16 protein-coding genes are annotated in these 14,378 nt (G+C 33.4%); 7 read left to right on the forward strand and 9 right to left on the reverse strand.

The window, feature by feature from the left end:
- The first annotated feature begins 12 nt into the window (after positions 1-12).
- Both obgE and JJ844_04805 read left to right on the forward strand, forming a co-directional pair.
- Positions 13-996 carry a GTPase ObgE gene (gene obgE / locus JJ844_04800; GenBank protein MBO6974997.1) on the forward strand — a complete coding sequence of 328 codons (984 nt, stop codon included), beginning with the start codon at positions 13-15 and terminating at the stop codon, positions 994-996.
- An 86-nt stretch (positions 997-1,082) separates the two neighbouring features.
- Complete coding sequence (locus tag JJ844_04805) at positions 1,083-1,265, forward strand: hypothetical protein (protein MBO6974998.1); 183 nt, start codon at positions 1,083-1,085, stop codon at positions 1,263-1,265.
- A gap of 71 nt (positions 1,266-1,336) precedes the next feature.
- Here JJ844_04805 and JJ844_04810 read toward each other — a convergent pair whose 3' ends face one another.
- On the reverse strand, positions 1,337-1,555 hold the full coding sequence (locus tag JJ844_04810) for a hypothetical protein (protein MBO6974999.1): 219 nt from the start codon (positions 1,553-1,555) through the stop codon (positions 1,337-1,339).
- A 127-nt stretch (positions 1,556-1,682) separates the two neighbouring features.
- A complete protein-coding gene (locus tag JJ844_04815; GenBank protein MBO6975000.1) occupies positions 1,683-2,627 on the reverse strand; it encodes a glutathione S-transferase family protein in 945 nt (314 codons plus the stop codon).
- A 23-nt stretch (positions 2,628-2,650) separates the two neighbouring features.
- Between JJ844_04815 and JJ844_04820 the strand changes: the two genes are divergently transcribed.
- From JJ844_04820 to aroC, 3 genes are all read left to right on the forward strand, one after another.
- On the forward strand, positions 2,651-3,556 hold the full coding sequence (locus JJ844_04820) for an aspartoacylase (GenBank protein MBO6975001.1): 906 nt from the start codon (positions 2,651-2,653) through the stop codon (positions 3,554-3,556).
- Positions 3,557-3,991: 435 nt separating this feature from the next.
- Complete coding sequence (gene psbA / locus JJ844_04825) at positions 3,992-5,074, forward strand: photosystem II q(b) protein (GenBank protein ID MBO6975002.1); 1,083 nt, start codon at positions 3,992-3,994, stop codon at positions 5,072-5,074.
- 108 nt (positions 5,075-5,182) lie between these two features.
- Positions 5,183-6,280 (forward strand): chorismate synthase, encoded by a 1,098-nt coding sequence (gene aroC / locus JJ844_04830; GenBank protein ID MBO6975003.1) that lies wholly within the window; start codon positions 5,183-5,185, stop codon positions 6,278-6,280.
- A 34-nt stretch (positions 6,281-6,314) separates the two neighbouring features.
- Here the strand turns inward: aroC and JJ844_04835 are convergent, their stop codons facing one another.
- From JJ844_04835 to JJ844_04860, 6 genes are all read right to left on the reverse strand, one after another.
- Positions 6,315-6,941 carry a bifunctional 4-hydroxy-2-oxoglutarate aldolase/2-dehydro-3-deoxy-phosphogluconate aldolase gene (locus tag JJ844_04835; GenBank protein MBO6975004.1) on the reverse strand — a complete coding sequence of 209 codons (627 nt, stop codon included), beginning with the start codon at positions 6,939-6,941 and terminating at the stop codon, positions 6,315-6,317.
- A 20-nt stretch (positions 6,942-6,961) separates the two neighbouring features.
- Positions 6,962-8,815: an ATP-dependent zinc metalloprotease FtsH gene (ftsH, locus tag JJ844_04840; protein MBO6975005.1), complete on the reverse strand. Its 1,854-nt coding sequence runs from the start codon at positions 8,813-8,815 to the stop codon at positions 6,962-6,964.
- A 46-nt stretch (positions 8,816-8,861) separates the two neighbouring features.
- Entirely contained in the window at positions 8,862-10,037 is a 1,176-nt protein-coding gene (gene sat, locus JJ844_04845) for a sulfate adenylyltransferase (GenBank protein ID MBO6975006.1), read from the reverse strand.
- A gap of 70 nt (positions 10,038-10,107) precedes the next feature.
- The gene (locus tag JJ844_04850; GenBank protein ID MBO6975007.1) at positions 10,108-10,902 is read right to left on the reverse strand and encodes a photosystem II manganese-stabilizing polypeptide; all 795 of its coding nucleotides are present in this window, start codon (positions 10,900-10,902) and stop codon (positions 10,108-10,110) included.
- Positions 10,903-11,127: 225 nt separating this feature from the next.
- Positions 11,128-12,375 carry a bifunctional phosphopantothenoylcysteine decarboxylase/phosphopantothenate--cysteine ligase CoaBC gene (gene coaBC, locus JJ844_04855; GenBank protein ID MBO6975008.1) on the reverse strand — a complete coding sequence of 416 codons (1,248 nt, stop codon included), beginning with the start codon at positions 12,373-12,375 and terminating at the stop codon, positions 11,128-11,130.
- Entirely contained in the window at positions 12,365-12,586 is a 222-nt protein-coding gene (locus JJ844_04860; GenBank protein MBO6975009.1) for a DUF2555 domain-containing protein, read from the reverse strand. Before JJ844_04860 ends, coaBC begins: the two co-directional genes overlap by 11 nt.
- A 217-nt stretch (positions 12,587-12,803) precedes the next feature.
- Here JJ844_04860 and JJ844_04865 point away from each other — a divergent pair, with 217 nt between their 5' ends.
- Together JJ844_04865 and JJ844_04870 are read left to right on the forward strand one after the other, a co-directional pair.
- Positions 12,804-13,004, forward strand: a complete 201-nt coding sequence (locus tag JJ844_04865; GenBank protein MBO6975010.1) for a hypothetical protein — start codon at positions 12,804-12,806, stop codon at positions 13,002-13,004.
- Positions 13,005-13,015: 11 nt separating this feature from the next.
- Positions 13,016-13,357 carry a DUF565 domain-containing protein gene (locus tag JJ844_04870; GenBank protein MBO6975011.1) on the forward strand — a complete coding sequence of 114 codons (342 nt, stop codon included), beginning with the start codon at positions 13,016-13,018 and terminating at the stop codon, positions 13,355-13,357.
- A gap of 2 nt (positions 13,358-13,359) precedes the next feature.
- Here JJ844_04870 and JJ844_04875 read toward each other — a convergent pair whose 3' ends face one another.
- Positions 13,360-14,376 (reverse strand): aspartate carbamoyltransferase catalytic subunit, encoded by a 1,017-nt coding sequence (locus JJ844_04875; protein ID MBO6975012.1) that lies wholly within the window; start codon positions 14,374-14,376, stop codon positions 13,360-13,362.
- Positions 14,377-14,378: the final 2 nt, after the last annotated feature.

The following is a 14,378-nucleotide window of genomic DNA, read 5'->3' on the forward strand; positions in this document are numbered from 1 at the left end:
TAAACGTATTAAGTGCAATTTATTGATCAAGCAAACATTATTCTTAAAGCTGGAAAAGGTGGAAATGGAATAGTTTCATTTAGAAGAGAAAAATTCGTTCCTGCTGGAGGGCCTTCGGGGGGAAATGGTGGCAGAGGGGGTTCAGTTATTTTGATGGCTGATAATAATCTTCAAACATTATTAGATTTCAAATTCAAACGTGAAATAATTGCTGAAGATGGATGCAAAGGAGGTCCTAATAAGAGATCAGGTGCTTCAGGTGAGGATACAATACTTAAGGTACCCTGCGGTACAGAAATAAGGGATATTAAAACCGGCATTATTTTAGGAGACTTAACTAAACATAAACAGAGTTTAACTATTGCCATTGGAGGAAGAGGTGGACATGGTAATGCTTACTATTTAAGTAATCAAAATAGAGCCCCAGAATCATTCACTGAAGGAAAAGATGGTGAGATATGGGAGGTTCAATTAGAACTAAAACTTCTTGCAGAGGTTGGGATTATAGGCCTTCCAAATGCTGGGAAAAGTACCTTGATTTCTGTTGTATCATCTGCCCGTCCAAAAATCGCAAATTATCCTTTCACAACTCTAATACCTAACTTAGGTGTAGTAAGAAAAATTGACGGGAATGGTTGCCTTTTTGCGGATATTCCTGGATTAATATCAGGGGCAGCTGATGGAGTAGGTTTAGGCCATGATTTTTTAAGGCATATCCAAAGAACGAAGATACTTGTTCACTTAATTGATGCAATTGCAGAAAATCCTTTACATGATTTTGAGATAATTGAGCAGGAATTAAAAAAATATGGAAAAGGTCTTTTAGATAAAGAGAGGATAATAGTATTGAATAAAATGGAGCTGGTAGATGATGATTATTTGAAAATAATTTCAAAAAAGTTAGAAGATTTATCTAAAAAGAAAGTTTTAGTTATTTCTTCATCTTTAAAAAAAGGTTTATCTTCACTGCTTTCTGAAGTATGGAAAAGGATCTAAGTTAAATTTAAAATTTTTTTGTAAAAAAAAACACTTGATTTAATAATGAAAATTAGTCATAAATAAGATACCTCTTTAAACAAAATATGAATTTCTATACTTGCTTTGATCAACAAGGAAAAATAATAGCTAGATGTCAAACCATTCAAGATATTGAGGTATTGAAGAAAATGGGAAGACCAATTGTAGAAGTCAAGGAAATGAAAAATGAAGAGTCGGTCGTATGTTCACTTACAGGAAGTCCATCCGACTTTAATAGAGATTACTAAATAGAATTAATAAATAAAAAAAAGGGCTTTTAGAGCCCTTTTTTATTGTCCATTATCTATCAAAAGAAAACTTAATCATCATAAACAAGACATTCTGGTTCGTCCGGGTTGGCATCGCAGAATAGTTCCAAAGCATTAGGGTCATGTTTATCATCTGGATGATGATCCTTATACTCTTCGAGTTCTTTTAGCTCTTCAGTTAAATGTCTGACCTTTGGAAGATTGCCCTCTGCTTTTGCAGATTCGATTTCCGATTGATCTTTTTGGATGTGTTCGTCAATGGATTTCATTTTAAGCTTTTCGTACTTTAGTAGACATACATAACATAGTTAATTTCTAATGAAATTGCATTATCTATGAACTAAATAAGTGTTCATTACAACATCATTTTTTTTTGAAATTGATTTATTTATTTTTTTAGGTCTCTACTTTCATTATTTCCATTAGCGAAGGTAAAACTGGGATTATTTGGTTTGGGTTTAAAGGGAATAAAGCTTTGTAGTAATCTTTTTTCCATTCATTGTCGAAGCATGTCCTATTTACGTTAGATAATTTAAAGAATTTTAATCTCCATTCAATAATCTTTTCAAAACTTGATAATTCTTCTTCAGTACATTTGAAAAGTTTGCTATATATCAATTCCCATCTTATAAGAGTTGGAAAAAGGTAAATATCTGCGTAGGTTAACTCTTCTCCAAATATCCAGCCCCCTTTATTTTTCTGTAATAAATTTTCAATTTCATTTATAGCTGCGAAAAGCTTTTTACTTGCTTTTTCGTAAGCTAACTGGTTTCTGGCGAAACCACATTTATATACGCCATCATTAATGCTTTTATTAATTAAATCTAAAAATTTTTGATTACCATCTTTAATACTTAATACCTTATATTTCGATTCACTTTTTATTGAATTGAGTAGTCTTATAATCTCTGAACTTTCATTAGACAGAATATTTACTTCATCTTTTACAAAGCTAATTAAAAGAGGTAATGTCGCTCTAAAAATAATCTTTTTATTAGCTTTTTTGTAAAGGTCTGAAAGTCTTATGCATCCCTTAATCTTTGTATTGAAAATCCATTCGCAATGCTCAACATCTGCCTTTAAAAAAATTACTTTAACTTTTTTAGATAAATCTTTTATTTCGTGTACAAGTAAAGTTCTTTGACACCATGGACAAGAATGACCTACTAATAAATAAATTTGTCCATTCTCATTATTAATATCGTATTCACCATTAATGGTTATACCTTTAGGTCTTTTATAATTACCATGTAAATCTGATGGCGCGAAGCCATTCATTAATTGGGTCCAAAACCAAAACCAGAATTTTCTGGAGGCCTTTATAAGGTATTTATTTTGCATAAAATTTTATTTTCAAAGAAAAAATGAATGTTCAGAGAATACTTATCGTTTCAGGCACTCATGGGAATGAAATTAATCCTGTTTGGGCTGTTAAGCAATTTAATAGGAAGGAAAATAGTTTAAATAATGGTATTAAGTATGAGTACATCATAGGTAATCCTGCTGCCTATGAAAAAGGTTGCAGATATATAGATGTAGATTTAAATAGATCTTTTAAAGAAAGTGAGAATTTTGATAAACATAATAATAGCTTTTATGAAATTAATAGAGCTAATTTTTTAGTAGATGAATTTGGAATTGACGGATCTAAACCCTGTCAAATTGCAATTGATTTGCACACTACTACTGCAAATATGGGAACAAGCATTGTTATGTATGGGAGGAGATCTAAAGATTTTTGTTTAGCTGCATTACTGCAGAACAAATTTGGATTGCCTATTTATTTGCACGAAAAAGATAAATCCCAAACAGGCTTTCTTGTAGAAGCTTGGCCATGTGGTTTAGTTATTGAAATAGGAGCTGTCGCACAAAATTTTTATGATCAAAATATTATAAATAGATTCTCTCTAATAATTAGCTCCCTAAGGGAAGAGATAGAAAAATTAAAAAATAAACTTATAGAACTTCCAAAGGATTTAGTGGTTCACGTTCATCAAGGGAGTATAGATTATCCAAGAGATGAAAAGGGAGATATTGATGGCATTATTCATCCTGAGAGAATAAACCAAGATTGGAAAATGATTAAAAAAGGAGATCCATTATTTCTGGATAGCCAAGGAATAATCCACAAATATGAACGGGACCAATTGATTTGGCCAGTTTTTATTGGAGAAGTTGCTTATAAGGAAAAAAAAATTGCCATGAGCTACACAAAAAAAGAAGTAATTTGTTCCAAAAAACAATGGGTTCAAGAGTTTGAATGTTTTTAAATTAAGAAACCGGAACAATAAATCGTTGAAAACTAATAAGGATTTTTTATTGTATAGATAAGTTTATTTAATATTTAATGCTTTAATTTTTTTTTCTAATTTTTAAACTTTAAAAACTTAAATTCTTTCACTCCAATATATAACAGCTCCAAAAGCCTCTAATTGCAGTCTTCTATGCTTAGCCTCTCTTAAGGAAACTACCTCTCTAGATCTTTTTCCATTAAGTAACCATTCGATTATTACCAAGTTGAATCCTCAATAACAAAGAAAATCTTAAGACATGGAAGTTATTTTCTCCTGTTTTCCAAAAAATAAGTTTACTTAAAGAAAAAATATTTACACATTTTTAGCGATTTTGGTCTAAAATCTTCAAAGCGGAATTTTATTTCCGTTTTTATTTACACGTCTCACTTTAGAGACATACTTTACGAACTCATGACAACTATTCAGCAGCAGCGTTCTTCGCTGTTAAAAGGTTGGCCACAGTTTTGTGAGTGGGTAACATCAACTAACAACAGAATTTATGTTGGTTGGTTCGGCGTCTTAATGATTCCATGCCTTCTTACAGCAGCGGCTTGCTTCATCGTTGCATTCATCGCAGCACCACCAGTAGACATCGACGGAATTAGAGAGCCAGTTGCTGGTTCATTCCTATACGGAAACAACATCATCTCAGGTGCAGTTGTTCCTTCATCTAACGCTATTGGTCTACACTTCTACCCAATTTGGGAAGCAGCTACTGTAGATGAGTGGTTATACAACGGTGGTCCTTACCAGCTTGTAATTTTCCACTTCCTAATCGGTATCTCAGCATACATGGGAAGACAGTGGGAGCTTTCATACCGTTTAGGTATGCGTCCTTGGATCTGTGTTGCATACTCTGCACCAGTTTCAGCAGCTTTCGCAGTATTCCTTGTATATCCATTCGGTCAAGGTTCATTCTCTGACGGAATGCCTCTAGGTATCTCTGGAACATTCAACTTCATGTTTGTTTTCCAGGCAGAGCACAACATTCTTATGCACCCATTCCACATGGCTGGTGTTGCTGGTATGTTCGGAGGATCTTTATTCTCAGCTATGCACGGTTCACTTGTTACTTCATCTCTAATAAGAGAAACAACTGAGACAGAGTCTCAGAACTATGGTTACAAGTTTGGACAAGAAGAAGAAACATACAACATCGTTGCAGCTCATGGCTACTTCGGTCGTTTGATCTTCCAATATGCAAGTTTCAACAACAGCAGAAGTCTTCACTTCTTCCTAGCTGTATTCCCAGTTGTTTGTGTATGGTTAACTTCAATGGGTATCTGCACAATGGCATTCAACCTTAACGGTTTCAACTTCAACCAGTCAGTTGTTGATGCAAACGGTAAGATTGTTCCTACATGGGGTGACGTTCTTAACAGAGCAAACCTAGGTATGGAAGTAATGCACGAGCGTAACGCTCACAACTTCCCACTTGATCTAGCAGCAGCTGAGTCTACAACAGTAGCTCTTTCAGCTCCAGCTATCGGTTAAGCTTAAAGTTCTTAAACTTACTAGCCCCCTTTTTGGGGGCTTTTTTTTGTTTAATTTTCAATTGGTTTCATATAATGTTTATATATAGATAAAACATTTCATATTTCTATGAGTAGTAGTTTTGGTAAAATTTTTCGTGTTAGTACTTTTGGAGAATCACATGGTGGTGCAGTAGGAGTTATCCTTGATGGATGTCCACCTAAGTTAAAAATAGATATAAATCTGATACAAAATGAATTAGATAGGCGCAGACCTGGCCAGAGTGACATTACAACACCCAGAAATGAAGAAGATAAAATTGAAATATTAAGTGGGATAAAGGAAGGCTTAACACTTGGAACTCCAATAGCGATGTTGGTAAGAAACAAGGATCAAAGACCAGGAGATTATGATAATTTGGAGCAAGTATTTAGACCTTCTCATGCAGATGGTACATATCATCTGAAATATGGAATTCAAGCAAGTTCTGGTGGTGGAAGAGCATCTGCAAGAGAAACAATTGGGCGAGTAGCTGCTGGTGCTGTAGCAAAACAATTATTAAAAAACTTCTGTAACACTGAAATACTATCTTGGGTAAAGCGTATACATGATATAGATTCTGATATAGATAAAGAAAAGATTTCTCTCAACAAAATAGATTCTAATATTGTTAGATGTCCTGATGAACAGGTATCAGCAGAAATGATCGAGAGAATTAAGGAATTAAAGCGTCAAGGAGACTCTTGTGGCGGTGTTATTGAATGTCTAGTTAGAAATGTCCCTTCTGGTCTTGGAATGCCTGTTTTTGATAAATTAGAAGCTGATTTAGCGAAGGCTTTGATGTCTTTGCCTGCTACGAAAGGCTTTGAAATAGGTTCGGGTTTCTCTGGAACTTATTTAAAAGGAAGCGAACATAATGACGCCTTCATTAAATCTGATGATATTAGGAAGTTAAGAACAATATCTAATAATTCAGGCGGTATACAGGGCGGAATAAGTAATGGCGAAAATATTGAGATGAAGATAGCTTTTAAACCTACAGCAACTATCGGTAAAGAACAGAAAACAGTAAATGCTGAAGGAAAAGAAGTTTTGATGAAAGCGAAAGGGAGACATGATCCATGCGTTCTTCCAAGAGCAGTTCCTATGGTTGATGCTATGGTAGCTCTAGTACTTGCTGATCATTTACTACTGAATCAAGCTCAATGTGGCTTAATCGATAATTAGTAGTTTTCTTAAATAAATTATATTTATCTTTGATTTAATTATTTTTGAGCCATTCATATATTTTTTGATCGAATTTTTTATTTATAATACCTTTATCCCCAATCACGATTGCTTTATATCCTAAAGATTTATAAGTTTTTACATCATTGATTGATAGGCCTCCAGCAGCAATGAAATCGATACTTTCAAAGTTGAGTATATTTATGGAACTAGCTTTACTTTTTATTGGATAAATTTTGATAATGTTGCAATTTAAAGTTATCGCTTCCTCAAGATCTTTTAAATTTTTAATTCCTGGAATTAATAAATAATTTTTTGACTTCGAATAATTGAAAAGATCTTTATCCCAGAATTTCATCATAGAAAAATTTAATCCAATTTTTAATGAATCTTCTATTGATTGTTTATTAACTATGGAGGCAGATCCTAAATTAATTCTTGGAAATTTGTGTTTGATTTCGGATACAAAATCCAACCACTTTTCGTTGTTTGACCAACTTATTTCAATATTCTTTAATCCTAATTTTACTAAGCCACCTAATTCTTCAAAAAATGAATTTCTTATATAAGTATTTGAGTAAATATTATCTTCGGGTTTTACGAGCAAAAAAAAAGATTCTTTTAGTTGCAAATCAGAAAAAGAATCTTCTTTAATATTCATTAAGTATTTATTTTTTTAAACTAGATATAATTCGCTACTTTAACTTCTGATCGATTAAGCAAATCTTGTATATCTTCAGTGTCTATAGTTTCTCTTTCAATTAGCATTTGAGCCATTTCGTCAAGAACAGTTCTATTATCGGATAATACTTTTGTAGCTCTCTTATAGGCAACATCAACAAGCTCTGAAACCTCTACATCAATTGTTGCAGCTGTGTCTTCAGAGAAGTCTCTTGTGGAACTCATATCTCTTCCAAGAAACATTCCACCTTGAGATTGACCTAGAGCGACTGGACCTATTTTGTCACTCATACCAAATTTAGTAATCATTTGTCTTGCTACATTTGCAACTTGTTGTAAATCATTAGAAGCGCCAGTTGTTACCTCTTCTTCCCCATAGACTATTTCTTCAGCAACTCTTCCACCAAGAGCTACAGCCATTTGATTTTGAAGGTAAGAACGTGAGTAAAGACCAGATTCCATTCTTTCTTCACTTGGAGTAAAGAAGGTTAAACCTCCAGCTTGACCTCTAGGAATTATTGAAACTTTGGCTACTGGATCGTAATCAGGCATTAATGCTCCAACGAGTGCATGACCAGCTTCGTGGTAAGCAACTAATTCTTTTTTCTTATCACTCATGACTCTATCTTTCTTTTCTGGGCCAGCCATAACTCTTTCAATGGCATCACCAACTTCATCATTACTTACTTTATCTAAATCTTTTCTAGCTGCTAATATTGCTGCTTCATTTAAAAGATTAGCTAAATCTGCACCAGTAAATCCTGGTGTTCTTCTAGCAACTTTATCTAAATCAACGTCTTTTGAAAGAGTTTTATCTTTAGCATGAACATTTAATATCTGTAATCTACCAGCGTAATCTGGTCTGTCTACTGTTACCTGTCTATCGAATCTTCCAGGTCGCATTAAAGCTGAATCTAAGACATCAGGTCTATTTGTAGCAGCAACTATTATTATTCCAGAATTACCTTCGAAACCATCCATTTCGGTTAGAAGTTGATTTAGTGTTTGTTCTCTTTCATCATTTCCTCCGCCCATACCTGCACCTCTTTGTCTTCCAACTGCATCTATTTCGTCAATGAACACTATACAAGGAGCATTCTTTTTGGCTTGTTCAAAAAGGTCTCTAACTCTGCTAGCTCCAACTCCTACAAACATCTCTACAAATTCTGAACCGGATATTGAGAAAAAAGGTACACCTGCTTCTCCAGCTACTGCTTTTGCTAGCAATGTTTTTCCTGTACCAGGAGGGCCAACGAGAAGAACTCCTTTTGGGATTTTTGCTCCGACTGCAGTAAATCTATCTGGGCTTTTAAGAAAATCTACAACTTCTGTGAGTTCTAATTTTGCACCTTCAACACCAGCAACATCTGAAAAGGTTACTTGTGTAGATGGTTCCATTTGTAGTCTGGCTTTGCTCTTGCCAAAACTCATTGCAGGGTTGCCACCTCCAGCGTTCCCGCTTTGAGATCTTCTGAAAAGAAAAAATAAGCCTCCAATTAAAAGTACTGGGAAAATCAAGCTGCTTACAGCTTGTTGCCATGGATTAGCTAATTTTGTGGGGGTTACAGCAATGTCTACATTATTTTCAGTTAGGATTTTTAATAAATCTTTGTCTGGGGCTAAATTGACCTCAGATCTGCTTCCATCATTTTCAACTACTTGAGCCGTCGCATTGTCTGGAGATATTAGTACTCTACTGATTTCTTTATCTTGAACTGCCTCTATAAAATCACTATATCTTAAGGTCTTTGTAGCATTTTCTGTACTAGGTTTATCAAATACAGAAGTACCAATGAAGATTACAGTAATAACAGCTAGAACATAAAGTCCTACGTTTCTCCAGCGTTTGTTCACGATAAATAATTTTTAATAATTACATGATACTAATAATAAAACATTATTAAGAGCGTCTAAGAACATCTACTACACTTTTGAATGCAAACCATTCAGGAATTGGTTCGCCACTCCTCAATTTCTTTCTAAATTCAGTACCACTAAGTTTCATGATTTCATAATTAAATTCTTTAGCTTCTTCAGCTGTAATATATCCTTTTTCCTTCGTATAAACTAAATTTTTTGAAGGAACAGTCTTCATCATCAATTCGTCTGCACATTTATTCGCAAAATTCTGGGCGTCATACGGGCCATAAAAATCTTCACCAGTTACTGATGACTTACAGCCAGCCATATCTCTACCGATAATAAAATGGGTGCAACCATAATTTCTCCTAATTATCATATGTTGAAGGGCTTCTCTTGGCCCTGCCATGTGCATTGAATAAGGTAAAAAAGCCCATTTTATTCTTTCATCAGATATTTCCTCTTCTAATTCTTTATACGTTAAATATCTAACTTTACCGGGGATATCATCTTGTTGAGTTGGCCCACAAGTTGGATGAACTAAAACAACTGAGTTAGAGGAGACATTATCAGAGAGTAAGGCATTAGTAAATAATTCATAATGTGCTCTATGAATTGGATTTCTGCATTGAAATGCAACTACATCATGATTTGATGGCAGTGTAGATCTAACTTCTTCTGGGGTTTTGCAGGGAAACTCTCTAATTGGTAGTTCGAAACCATAAATTCTTCCTCCTATATAAAATCTCCCTCTCTCATTAAAAATCATCTTAACAGCAGGATGATCTAGAGAATTAGTACCATAACAAAGTTCAGCTTCTAAGGATTTATCAGGCTCCCATTTAGAGCTAACTTCTAAAACGGCTATTTTTTGTTTTTTAAAAGTAAGCAATATTGTCTCTCCAGCTTTTACTTTTTCATTATTTGAATCAAATACAATAGGCAAGCCAAAAAGCAACCCGTTTGTGTTTCTATTATTTTTAATTACCGAATTGTAGTTATTCTCATCCATAAAACCTTCCAATGGAGAAAAAGCTCCAACCATCAAAAGTTCAACATCGCATGCATTTCTCTCGCTACATTCAAACTCATAAGTAACTTTAGAGATAAGATCATTTTTAAGGTTTCTATCTTTGATAATTAAATTTTTTAGTTCCCCTCCATAAGGCGGTATTAGTCCATTAGTATCTGGTTTAATTTTTTGTTGTAATTCCATTTTTTAAATTGATAAAGAAAAATTTTGAAAAAAAAAAGGGGGTTAAACCCCTTTTTTTCTTAAGTAGGATTTATGCCTTTCTTCCGTAAAGCTCGCCAATTATTTTCACATCAAGTGGATCCTTTGAACCCATATCTGTATCTGAAGGTTGGATAGCTTCAAAAGTACCAGCAAATTCGTCTGTGTCAGAATCTACATTGTTGATTGAAAGAGTAATAACTCCAGTACCGTTTACATCAACTTTAATATTTTCTTTTGCAAGTTCTTCGTCATCTCCTCCTAATGCAACTAAACCTTGAGCATATTCAACACCAGTATTTTTGGCTCTCGCCTTAGGATCTAGAAAATCACCAGTTCTGTAGTTAGGTGTAAATGTTGAACCACTAACCTCAGTACCTGGCTCAATAGATGAAGGTAAATCAGCCTTAAGATCTTTTGCTGAGAATGCAAATGGCACTTCTAAACCACCAGGGGTTAATACTGTAATAAGTTGAAAATCAATACCACCTTTTTCGGTGAAAGTTCCTGAATCTATATCTCCATAAACTTCTGTCACTGTGGTGTTATTTCTAGGACTAATAATTTTTGTAGAAACAAATTCTGCAGCTTTTCGTTTTGTCCCTGGCACTTTTACATATACTTCTGTTGGATGCATGCATATTCCTTTAAGGCTATCTCCATTTCCTAGAGATATTGATCCGACAAGAGATGAGTCTAATGTAGGGCAATCATTAGCTTTTCCTGTGTTAACAACATCTGTGAACTGTGCGTTTCCTCTTTCAGAAAAAGCAAATGATTTAACAGGTACGAAAGCAAAAGTTATACAGATTGAAATAACAAAAGCTAAGAAAGAACGAATTCTCATAATTAAAGTTGCAGTAAAGTTCTGTGACGATAGATTAAACGTCATCTAAATAGTTCAGTACGGATATTACAAGGAAAGGAAGATAAAAGATAGGACTTTTAAATCCTCGAAACAACCCGTAGCTTTTTAGATTTTAAAAAACTGGAATTATTTTAAGCTATCACATTATTTTTAATGATTAAGATTACAAAAAAATACAAATTAAAAAATTTTTTTTTATTTTTTTTATGAAATAATTTGGGTTATTAATTTATTTGCTAAGTCAATTTTTGATGTTTTGTTAATGTAGTGTTCATTATTGTTCGTATCGAAAAGCCAACCTTCATTTTGTGCCAAAAAGCCAAATCCTTGGCCTTCAAGATCAATTGGATTTGCGAATAGATAATCACAACCCTTTTGGATAATCTTTTCTTTAATTGTTATTCGTGCTTCTTGGATAGATCCTGTAAAAGCACAAAAGCCTATAAAAACTTGGTTATCTTTTTTTGATTTACTAATTGTTTTTAAAATATCTGGGACTAGCTCAAAGTTTTTATTCAAATGATCATTAATTTCATTTTTTGGTATTTTAGCTGAAGTTTCAGAGGTTAATTTGAAATCAGATACTGCTGCATTCATGAAAAAATAATCGCAATTTGATATTTCATTATTAAGTGTCTTAATTAAATCAACACTAGTTTCAATTGCATATCTTTTTATTCCATCAGTAAGATTCTTATCGATTTTCAGAGGCCCATGGACATATTTAACTTGTGCTCCTCTGAACCTAGCTACTTGAGAAAGAAGTAGGCCCATAGTTCCAGAACTTTTGTTAGTAATGTGTCTTGCCGCGTCAATTTTTTCTGAGGTGCACCCTCCAGTTATTAAAATTTTTTTATTGAGTAAATCTTTGCGATATTCATTTTGTTTATGTGAAGCTATAAAATCAAGAGCTAATTGAATTAGATCATTTGGAGGTATCTTACCGATGCCAATAGCATCACATGCTAGGAGGCCTTCACTTGGTTGCAAAGACAAAACATTTCCGTAATTCTGTAAATACTCATAATTTTTTTGGACGGCTTTATTTAGCCACATTTGCGTATTCATAGCTGGTGCAACAATAATTGGCTTTATATTTGCTATTAAGATGCTTGGGATTAATCCCTCTGCATTCCCAGTTACCCATTTTGCTAATGTTGTCGCTGTTAAAGGCGCGATGATTAAAATATCAGCCCAATTACCTAGTTCTATGTGAAGAGGTGTTGATTGATTATTGGACCATTGATCATTTTCTAAAATGCAAGGGTTTCTACTCAAGATAGAGAGAGAAAGCGGCTTTATTAATTTTTCTGCATTTTTAGATAAAACGCATCTTATTTCATAATTTTCTTTCGCTAATTGGCTAACTAATAATGGAATTCTTACAGCTGCAATACTCCCTGTTATTAATAAAAGAACCTTTATTTTGGTGTCATTAATTTTAGTTTTCATCGAAAGGTTCCTGATCGAGAAGATGGATATAATTAGTTGTTAATTCAGGTCTATTGATTGCAAGCGCCCTCAGTAAGTGCCAGTCTTTTAAACCATCAAATGGAGTATTATAGTTATCTTCCTCTAGCCTTTTAGCCAGCTCAAGGGTCATTTCTTCATCAAAAGAATTAACTAGTTCCGCACTTATTTGATTTTCAGAAATGAATTTCATATTGAGGCAAACAACATAATCTAATAATAAAGCCTCAAGTAATTATTTAAGATTGATACAAGCATTAAGTAAATATTTTCAAGGATATGGAAATTTCAATATTCATAAACTTCTCCAATTGTTGTTAGGTAATTTATCTTCATTCTCAATCATTAATATGCAATCTCTCCTTTTCAAAAATATTCTCTCTTAAGATATTAAAGTCATAATTCATATCATGTCGCAAACTAAAAGAGAGCAGGTCATTAGTCACATTCGCTATTTAAGACAAGAGCTCAGAGAAATGCATTTAGGAATAAAAGAAGATGATCTTTTCCCTGAACCTGGCGAGTTAAGGGGATTAATGGCTCAGTTGGAAGCATTGCTTGAATTAATAGAAGGAAATACTAAAATTCAATCAAACTCAGAAGCGGCTTAGTTTAATACAAAATGGTTGTTAAACCTCAAAAGACAAAATTTCAGCTAAAAATTGTGGAAAATATTCAGACATTAAGTATTTGGGCTAATAATCCATGGCGAAGATATTCAATTTCATTGATTACACTTTTAATTGGCTACTTTTTTGGGAGTTCTCTTGGTATGGTAAGTGCTGTTGTGGAGCTCATGGATCCTATCGCTGCGTTCTTATCAGTAGTTTTTATCGAGATCTTAATATTTCTAAGAAGAAATTTTAGATTTGAAAGGAAAAAGAAATTTTTAGTACTTTTAATAGATTCTTTAAGATTAGGATTATTTTATGGTTTCTTTACTGAAAGTCTTAAGTTGCTATAAATTTATTTGTTGTATTTTTGTAATAGATAAAGCAAAGCCATTCTTATAGGAATACCATTTGCAACTTGATTATTAATTAAGCAATTAGGATATTGATCTACTACCTTACTACTTATTTCAATATCTCTATTAATAGGACCAGGATGAAGAATTGGAATTTTTTTATTATTCAAGGATAATTTTTCTGGGGTTAAGCCATAATCCAAACTATATGAATCTATGCTACTTAGTAAATTCTCCATCATTCTTTCTTTTTGGAGTCTTAAAACAATAATCGCATCGGCGGTTTTTATTGATTCTTCCAATGATCTAGAAATTGTTATTGAACCTCTTGATTTAACAGGATCTTCTATTTGATTTGGTGCGGGTGTTTTTAAAAAATTGACAAATTCATCAGGTATTAATGTCTTTGGACCACATAAGATTATCTCTGCGCCGAATGCACTCAAAGCCCAAAGATTTGATCTGGCAACCCTTGAATGATTAACGTCTCCAATTATTAAAATTTTTTTGGAATTTAAAACCTCTGGATTCAGTGTTTTTTTGGAAAAGAATTTTATCAAAGTATAGATGTCAAGTAATCCTTGGCTAGGGTGACTATGTAATCCATCTCCCGCATTAAGAACGGAAGTCCTGGAATTTATAGCATCAAGTTTTTTAGCGATCTCAAAGGTTATGTAACTTGATGAATGTCTGATAACTAATGTATCCGCCCCCATAGCAGAATAAGTTATGGCTGTATCAATTATTGTTTCTCCTTTTGTTAAAGAGCTAGAGGATGGTGCAAATGTTTGGACATCAGCAGAAAGCCTTTTTGCTGCAAGCTCAAAACTATTTTTTGTTCTTGTACTAGCTTCAAAAAATAAAGACGTTACTAAAGTCCCCTGTAAAGCAGGTATCTTTCTCGTTCCTGCATTCTTTAGTGCGTCAAATCTATTAGCTAATTCAAATACTGACTCATAATCTTTAATTGAAAAATTAGCTAATGTATGAATATGTTTATGAGGCCAAATTTGCATTA

Origin of the sequence: Prochlorococcus marinus CUG1435 (assembly GCA_017644375.1) — a bacterium.
GTDB lineage: Bacteria > Cyanobacteriota > Cyanobacteriia > PCC-6307 > Cyanobiaceae > Prochlorococcus_A > Prochlorococcus_A marinus_AH.